General features: G+C 46.8%; 7 protein-coding genes. 4 read left to right on the top strand and 3 right to left on the bottom strand.

Translation table 11 applies throughout. From position 1 onward, the window contains the following. The 3 genes from Q8O92_08050 to Q8O92_08040 form a co-directional block, all read left to right on the top strand. Positions 1-225: hypothetical protein (locus tag Q8O92_08050; GenBank protein MDP2983265.1), on the top strand; the 225-nt coding region annotated here is incomplete at its 5' end. A 16-nt stretch (positions 226-241) separates the two neighbouring features. Beyond that, on the top strand, positions 242-1,279 hold the full coding sequence (locus tag Q8O92_08045) for an AI-2E family transporter (protein ID MDP2983264.1): 1,038 nt from the start codon (positions 242-244) through the stop codon (positions 1,277-1,279). A gap of 8 nt (positions 1,280-1,287) precedes the next feature. Then, positions 1,288-3,132 carry a hypothetical protein gene (locus Q8O92_08040; protein ID MDP2983263.1) on the top strand — a complete coding sequence of 615 codons (1,845 nt, stop codon included), beginning with the start codon at positions 1,288-1,290 and terminating at the stop codon, positions 3,130-3,132. Between the two features lie 22 nt (positions 3,133-3,154). On the opposite strand, the gene Q8O92_08035 is transcribed toward Q8O92_08040, so the two are convergent. The 3 genes from Q8O92_08035 to Q8O92_08025 form a co-directional block, all read right to left on the bottom strand. Then, positions 3,155-4,009, bottom strand: a complete 855-nt coding sequence (locus tag Q8O92_08035) for a hypothetical protein (GenBank protein ID MDP2983262.1) — start codon at positions 4,007-4,009, stop codon at positions 3,155-3,157. A gap of 390 nt (positions 4,010-4,399) precedes the next feature. Next, positions 4,400-5,179, bottom strand: a complete 780-nt coding sequence (locus tag Q8O92_08030; protein ID MDP2983261.1) for a hypothetical protein — start codon at positions 5,177-5,179, stop codon at positions 4,400-4,402. Positions 5,180-5,275: 96 nt separating this feature from the next. Continuing rightward, a complete protein-coding gene (locus Q8O92_08025) occupies positions 5,276-6,373 on the bottom strand; it encodes an aldo/keto reductase (protein ID MDP2983260.1) in 1,098 nt (365 codons plus the stop codon). 412 nt (positions 6,374-6,785) lie between these two features. Between Q8O92_08025 and Q8O92_08020 the strand changes: the two genes are divergently transcribed. Then, positions 6,786-7,829 carry a DDE-type integrase/transposase/recombinase gene (locus tag Q8O92_08020; GenBank protein MDP2983259.1) on the top strand — a complete coding sequence of 348 codons (1,044 nt, stop codon included), beginning with the start codon at positions 6,786-6,788 and terminating at the stop codon, positions 7,827-7,829. The last annotated feature ends 46 nt before the right edge of the window (positions 7,830-7,875 follow it).

The following is a 7,875-nucleotide window of genomic DNA, read 5'->3' as shown; positions in this document are numbered from 1 at the left end:
AAGGGGGGAATCATGTTGGCAGGCAGCTTTTACCCCCTTTATAAGGGGGTCGCCGCTTTATGCGGCGGGGGGATTTTGTCTTTAGAGCATATAAATAGCATGGCATATTTGTCGCCAAAGAAAAAAATGGGGGATGGCCAGGAAAATACTTTTAGCTTGACAATCCGCTGCTTCTTTTTGATACTACTCAAGTATATGAGAAACTCTCGTATCCGAAAAACCTGAGATTGCGTGAACAGCCATGAAAATCAAAAAATTTGGGTTCTATTTTCTTCTCTTCATTATTTTGGTCCTTGTAGTAAAATTTTACTTCATCATCGAAGATTTTTTACCTGCTTTGGCCACAGCCTGCGTTTTTGCCTATCTCTTCAATCCAATATATGGATATTTTCTGAAAATCACCAAACGAAAATCACTCTCGGCGTTTATAATAATCCTCATTATCTTCGCCCTGATCTTCATTCCGTTCATACTGATAGTTTTCGGGCTCCAGAAAGAATTTTCAGTGCTTTTTACCGAAAATACATTTAACCGTATGCAGGATGCACTGACCGGCCTCCAGAATTTTTTCTACGATCAATTTTCCTTAAATATATCCGATTACATCGACAATTTCAAATCCCAGATGTCTACAGCAGTTAAAAGCGCGGTTACTGTCATCGGCCCGAAAATTATTTTCAGTGTTTCCGGATTAGCCCTCTATGCATTTCTGACAATTTTTATCATGTACTATCTCCTGATCCGTTCAGAAGAGGTGATTGCGACATTTAAAAACTATTTTCCCTTAAGTTATGCAAACTGCGATAAGCTTCTCCGCGAAATATCGCTCAATACCCGTACTCTCATCCTGGGACAGCTTCTCATTGCCATCATTCAGGGCACCCTGACGGGTATCGGTTTCCTGATATTCGGTATTTCCGGGGCGCTGCTCTGGGGGTTTGTCACGGTCATCACGTCATTCATCCCGTTCCTGGGAACGTTTATTATCTGGTTCCCTGCCGGCCTTATCCAGCTTGCCCAGCATAATTATTTCAGCGGCATAGGTATTATACTCTGGGGTTTCCTGCTTGTCGGCAACATAGACAATGTGGTACGGCCAAAGCTGATCAGCTCGCTCGGAAATATCCATCCGGTTACCGTGCTCCTGGGAGTTTTTATCGGACTCAAGGAATGGGGATTTATCGGGCTGGTGCTCGGCCCCCTGATCATTACCGTCCTTCTTATTCTTATAAGGATGTTCCGGGAAGAATACCTTGATGAGGGGAAAAAGATTGATTAGAGGAACATATGCCCGGAATTAGTTTGTTGATTGATTTTAAAAAAGATGTGCAGATGGAAACCGCATTCTTCACATCTCTGGATTCAGTGCTCCATACAGAACATTATAAACGCAGGATCCTATTTCGCGGGACTAATTTTATTCTTGCTTTTACCGGGTATGGGAATTATCCGGTAACAACATTTACCCGGCGGGATTTCCACTTCGCTTTGGAAGGATACATCTATAACAAGCCCCGGGAGGTAATGGAATCCGAATTGCTCGAACTCGCCGATCTTCTCTTCCAGAACAGGGAAACAGGGAAGGAACTTCTGCGTAAATGGCTGCTTGACGCCGATGGCGAATTCATTGTTTGCATTCAGAACAGAAACTCCGGTGAGATCATCCTTTTCAATGATCTTCTTGGTCATTTACCCCTTTACTTCTCTAAAAATGAGGATTATTTCCTGATTTCGCGGGAAATCGGAGTTTTCCAGGAATTTTTATCCCCGGTCGCTCTCGATCGTATGGCAATGGCGCAATACCTGGTGTTCGCATTTCCTTTGGGGGAGAGAACGTTGTTTGAAAATGTGACTCGCCTGAAGCAGGGAGCCATCCTGTACTGCTCTCCCCATTTCCCTTACACCGTTATCGAATCTCTCCATGAGTTGAATTTTGAAGAAAAACGGTATGCAAGTCTGTCACTCGAGGACAATATCGAGGCATCCATTTCACTGCTTGAAAAGGCCTGCCGTGACAGAGCGGGAGCATCTGGGGCCAGCCGGAATATACTCTGGCTCAGCGGCGGACTGGATTCCCGGACAGTCGGTGCGGGACTAAAACGAGCCGGAGTGCCCTTCGAGGGAATCACGTTCCTGGACTACTACGGAACATCCATCCTGGATGTGGAAATCGCCGAGCAGGTTGCAAACGCATTCCGGATTGACTGGCGGAAGGTGGACCTTCCCATGCCCAGCGGAATGGATACGTATACTCTGTTGCGGATAAAATGCGGATTGAATTATTTCGGCATGAAATTCATAATCCCCTATTACCGTGAGATACAATCGCTTTATGGCCCCGACTTCAGTCAATTTAACGGGAATACAGGGATGATTCTACGGGATTACCGGGCTGCAAAGAGATTGAAAAGCCCCGACGATATGGTCAAGTACATTCTCTCTAAAGGGGGGAGATACTTGATGATGGGCCTCTTCTCCATCAGTGAGGCTGCCAGGCTCACCGGGATCCCCGAACGGGAACTTATCGGGGAATTGAGACGGGTGCTTTCATCCTATCCGGAAGAGAGTTTTGAGCAGAAATATGTCCACTTCGTCTTCTCCGGATACTGCTACAACTGGCATTATGAGGGCATTGATATGCAGCGGTTCTTCTTCTGGCCGCATATTCCGCTCGAGTCCACCCCGTTTTTCCTCTACATCATGAATTGTCCGGATGTACAGAAGCAATACTATACCTTCTTTCGGCAATTAATCACTCGGCTCTCGCCCGAAACGCTTGATATCCATAATGCATCCTGGAATTCATCTATACACTCGAAAAAGAAACTCCTGTATTTCTTCCTCCGTTCCTGCTACAACCGGATGCCATCCGCAGTAAAGGTTGCCATGCGGAAACTCTTCCGCCGCCAAGTCGCATACAGTCATGATTCCCGGATTATGCAGTGTTTCCGCGAGCAGGTCTTAGAAAGCCCCTCTATCGGCGAATATCTGGCCCGCCCTTTCCTCGATGAAACCGCTCGCACATGCAGCCGCCGTGAATTCGACACCTTGTTCACTATCACTTCCCTGATCGAATATGCCGCTGCCGGCAAGAGCACACTGCAGAAATACGGGGAACTGCCGCTCGAATAGTACCCTCACAGCCGCACTAGAATCATCTGCCTTCAACAACCAGATTGACTTTCAACCACATCACAAGCGGTTCCGGCCTTATAAGGCCGGGGCCATTACTCATTCTGTTACGCTGATCCATGCCACCCATCCCTCCATGGCCCCCGATCAATCCACTACCCGGTTCCCTGTTCCCTCTATCTCTTCCCCTGATCTTCTGTTCGGGCTGCTTCGTTTTGACAGGAATCATCTTCCCTGTTTCAAAATATATCACAAGGTTCCTGATTTGATTTACCGATATACCATAAGGACATGCCTCCGTCCGCTGCAAAGGATACTGCAGTTCGTATACTAAATTATCCTTTGTATTACCGATTTGACACATGATCCCGTATTTTGCCGCATCAACGAAAGATACTGTGGAACACTGGCCTTTCTGGGGCCCGAAGAGTTCAATTTCATGGGGAATGGAAGCAATCAATGTATCTGTATGGCTGGAAGCAGCACTCCGGTTCATTGGCGCATTGCCGACGGCCATTGTGCTGTCGCCCTGACTTCCAAAAGGGTAACGAATCCCCAGCGTTTTATTTTTGTCTCCGTTTTCATTAAACCACAGGGTAAATCCATAGGCCATCAATTCTCTCTGGATTCGCGGATCCCTTGTGGATATTCTCACATAAAGTATGCTCTCGGTATTCATCAGACCTACAGTTACCTGTTCGTCATCGAAAAAATACCGTGCGCTTTCCCATTCGGCGCCGCTGTCGATTCCGTCGATCGTGACTGTTCGATCACACCATCTGCTGTCCATTTCTTTCAATCCGCAGCCGATAAAAACCAGGATCAAAAAAATGACAATTCCTGACGGAAACAAAATACCGGATGTATGTGATCTCATCTTTTCTCCTGACAATAAGGTTTTAAAAAGCTTGTGAAAAAGTCTAAATGCATGTTATTTTCTATTCGCCGAAACTCACCCCCTGACCCCCTCTCTATACTATAGAGGGGGAACCATAAGGCTCGCAACGAGTTATCTCCTCTATATAATAGAGAGGAGACCAAGAGGTGAGTTTAGAAAAAGTGGTGATTTCATTCAATAAAATGCTTTTCACAAGGCTTTTAAGCCATTTCCGACAAACCCGGTTTCTCGGATATTCTACAGGCAATACTGTGTTAAGACGCATTATCGGTAAAATTAGTTTATGAAAACCTGCTCATTATATAAAAAAAGGCAGCCGGGCTGAAAAATCGGGCTGCCTCTTCCATTTTGAATATGGTATACGGCAAATCAGGGTTTATCTGCGCCTCTTTCCGCAAGTTTGGCTTTCACCCCCATTTCAAACGGGTCCACCACCATTCCGCCGGATCCCCGCGAACCGCCGCTCGATCCAGACCCCCCGCCTTTCCTGCTGCTTCCGGATCCCGAACTTCCTCCCGTTCCTCCGCGCGATCCTGAGCTGCTGCGGCCCCCTCCACTTCTTTCTTTTAACTGCTGCCTCTCCTGGCTGAAATCTATCCTCCCTGTTTCAATTCCTATGCCTACCTTCATGACTTTTTTTTCCGAAATACCATAGGGGCATGAATCCGTCCGCTGCAAAGGGTATTGCAGCTCGTACACCAGTTTCCCCTGGGCGCTGCCGATTCTGCATTGTATGCCGTATTTCTGAGCTTCGTTCACTGAAATTATGGAGCGCGTGTAGAGTTCCGGCCCGATCAATTCGAGATTGTCCTGGATAGACTCCAGCGCGGCATCCATCTGGTTCCCGCGCCGGGTATTCAGGCCGCCGCCGGACGACCCGCCGGGGTTTTTCATTCCGAGTGGGAAACGGAGTCCCAGCACCTTTGCGCTTCCGCCGTATTCATCAAGCCACAGGGTTAACCCGAATGCCAGCAACTGCCTTTGGATACGCTGGTCACTGGTCGACAGGAGTATAAATACCGTTTCATCATTATTATACATACCCACCGTTATTTTCTGTTCGTCAAAAGATTTCCGTGCATTTGCCCATTCATCCCCATTGTCGACCCCGTCGATTGCAATCCTTCGATCACACCATGTACTTTGCATCTCCTGCATTCCGCAATTGACAAACAGAAGAGTAATAAAATGAACGTGCTTGACAAAAGGGAAGAATTAAATCGAAGCGAATTCATTGTTTCTTCTTTATCCTTTTTTATATGCATCAAGGTCCGATTCCGCCGCAGCCCAATTCTCCAGGAACCGATAGTGTTTCGGCAGATATGCTTTTGCGGTCATCTGGGCGGCATCCCTGACTTCTTTCAAAAGGGCGCGCTCTTCATTGGTCATTTTCGGCTGGTAGTACGCGCCGACATTGGTATAGAGATGATCCATGTTATACATGCCGGTGACCGTGGTATCGGGCTTTAATGGTGAATTGATAACATAGCGCAGCGCCGCCTGGTTGAAATTGACATCCTTGTATTTCACAGCCGCGCGGGCGATCTTCCGGAACGGCCCCACCAGGAAGTCTCCGGCGAATGCTTTCATGGTCATGACCCCTACCCCCTTCTTGCGGAGCATTACCGGCAGGGGATCGAAGTTGTCCCACTGGGGCTTTTTCACATCGTGCCAGCCTACATTATGATAGAAATTGTAAGGGAAAAGCACATAATCCAGGGGATAGTTCTTGAGCGCCATATCAAGGTCGCTTATGTTGTGAATGGGTATGCCTACCGCCCGGACATATCCTTTCTCCTTCATCTTGAACAGCTTCTCCCACTGGTCCCACTGCGGGTGTTTCTGGTCGTATGCATGGAGACGAACCATGTCGATGTAATCCCGTTTCAGCACACGGAGGTCGCGCTCGAATTCCTGCTCGAAAGTACGTTTTTCATAGGGCAGGAAGGCAATGGAAAGCACCACGTTCTTATTGAACGGCTCGATGTATCTTCCCATCGGCTCATACTGATAACATTTCTGTTCCTCATCGTATATATCGAAGAGGGTGACTCCTAGATCGTACGCGGCGCGGATTATCCGCTGTCGTTCGTCGGTGTACTTGACGATATCCGCCCGCATGTGAGAGCCGAATCCGAATTTGGAGAGCTTGATGCCGGTTTTCCCCAGTTCCCCGGTCGGTATTGTACCAGAGGGTTTGGGGATGGTCGGCTCGAAGGTAAATTCCTCCCAGTTGAGCATTGTTTTCTTGATGCCCATTGTCCGCGGTTTTGCTCCGCATCCTGCCAGTCCCAGAGTCAGCGCCCCGGCGGCGCCCTGTACGAAGAAATCGCGGCGTTTCATTTTTTATTCTCCTTAATATGTTTGTCGTACTGTCAAAAGTATTGACATAAAAAGTAAGTTATTATATTGTTAATAAATAAGATGGGTAGATTTGACATGTTCCCCCCCGATATTTGGGGATATTTTTACTTTTTAAAAGCATACGAGCGCTGCAATCTTATACTTACATAGAATAAGCATCCATTAAAAAGGAGACAGCGCCCGCATGCGAAGAATAGCTTCAATTACCCGTTTAGTACGTTGGTTTTGCAAACAACTCTATTTTGATGAACTTCTCGTTGCAGTAAACATACTCTTAGAAGTTATACATGGTAAACGAAATAACATTCCGCTTCGAGCAAACGTTAATGAAAAATATCCGAATTATCGTAAGTTTGTAGTTGATCTCCTTGCGCCATTCACAAAACCCCCATTGAAAAAAGTTGCAGTTTCAGCAGATTTCAAACAACTCCTCAAAGAACATCGCATCAAAACCGGTAAGGACCTCCCACCGGTTCGTCGTCATAAAAACTCGCTTCTTCCGCCCTCGTATGCTCACTGTGAAAATTGCAATGCACCTGCCAGCTATCTTTACGTCAACGACGGCTGTAAAAAAAGCCAGTTGCGCTGTAAAGTGTGCAACACCCTCTTTCAGTCAAACCACATTCGTAAAGAAGGCAAAGCCAGGTACTGGTGTCCATATTGCGGAAGAGCGCTTTACCGCTGGAAAGCGGCTGATACCCACACTATTTATAAGTACAGCATATCTTACGGCATCAGTGCGAGAATGACCCGACAGATTCTTCGTGATGTTCATAACATCCACATCTCTCACCAGACTGTCCTGAACTGTCAAAAAAACGCCGCTGTGCTCGCCTGGAACTTTATCCAAAAATACCAGGGAACCGTAAGCGACTCCCAGATCATCGGCGACGAAACCTACATTCGTATCACTGACCAGTGGGGCTACACATGGTTCGTAATCGGTGCACAATCAAAAGCTGTATGGGCATTCAATATCTCGGATAACCGGGGGGTTCTTCCCGCTCTCTCTACCATAACAAAAGTAATGGAAAATGTCCCGGACCATACTCAATCATCCATCGAATTTATCGCCGATGGAAATCCATCATACGACGCAGCAATTCTCGCTTTCAATTCCAATAATGTTGACAAATCCATCAAACGTCTCAAGGTCATCGGCCTCTCTAACGATGACGATGAATCCAAACAATACCGACCATTGAAACAACTCATTGAACGCCTCAACCGTACCTACAAGTTCCACACCCGCGCTCGCTGCGGTTTCAAGAATATCAACGGCGCTGCCGTGCTCACTACCCTCTTCGTCACTTACTATAACTTCCTGAGACCCCACTCCAGCCTTAATTTCAATCCACCCATTATTCTGTCTAATCTGGCCGCTATCAACACAATTCAGGGTAAATGGCTCAAAATACTTGAACTCGCAGCCTGATATCTTCTCACTAAATATTATTAAAATTCTGTATCGTCGTTGTAGC

Source organism: Candidatus Latescibacter sp., assembly GCA_030692375.1.
Classification (GTDB): Bacteria; Latescibacterota; Latescibacteria; order Latescibacterales; family Latescibacteraceae; genus JAUYCD01.
Note: the sequence above shows the minus strand (reverse complement) of the source record. Positions and strands in the feature narration are given on the sequence as shown.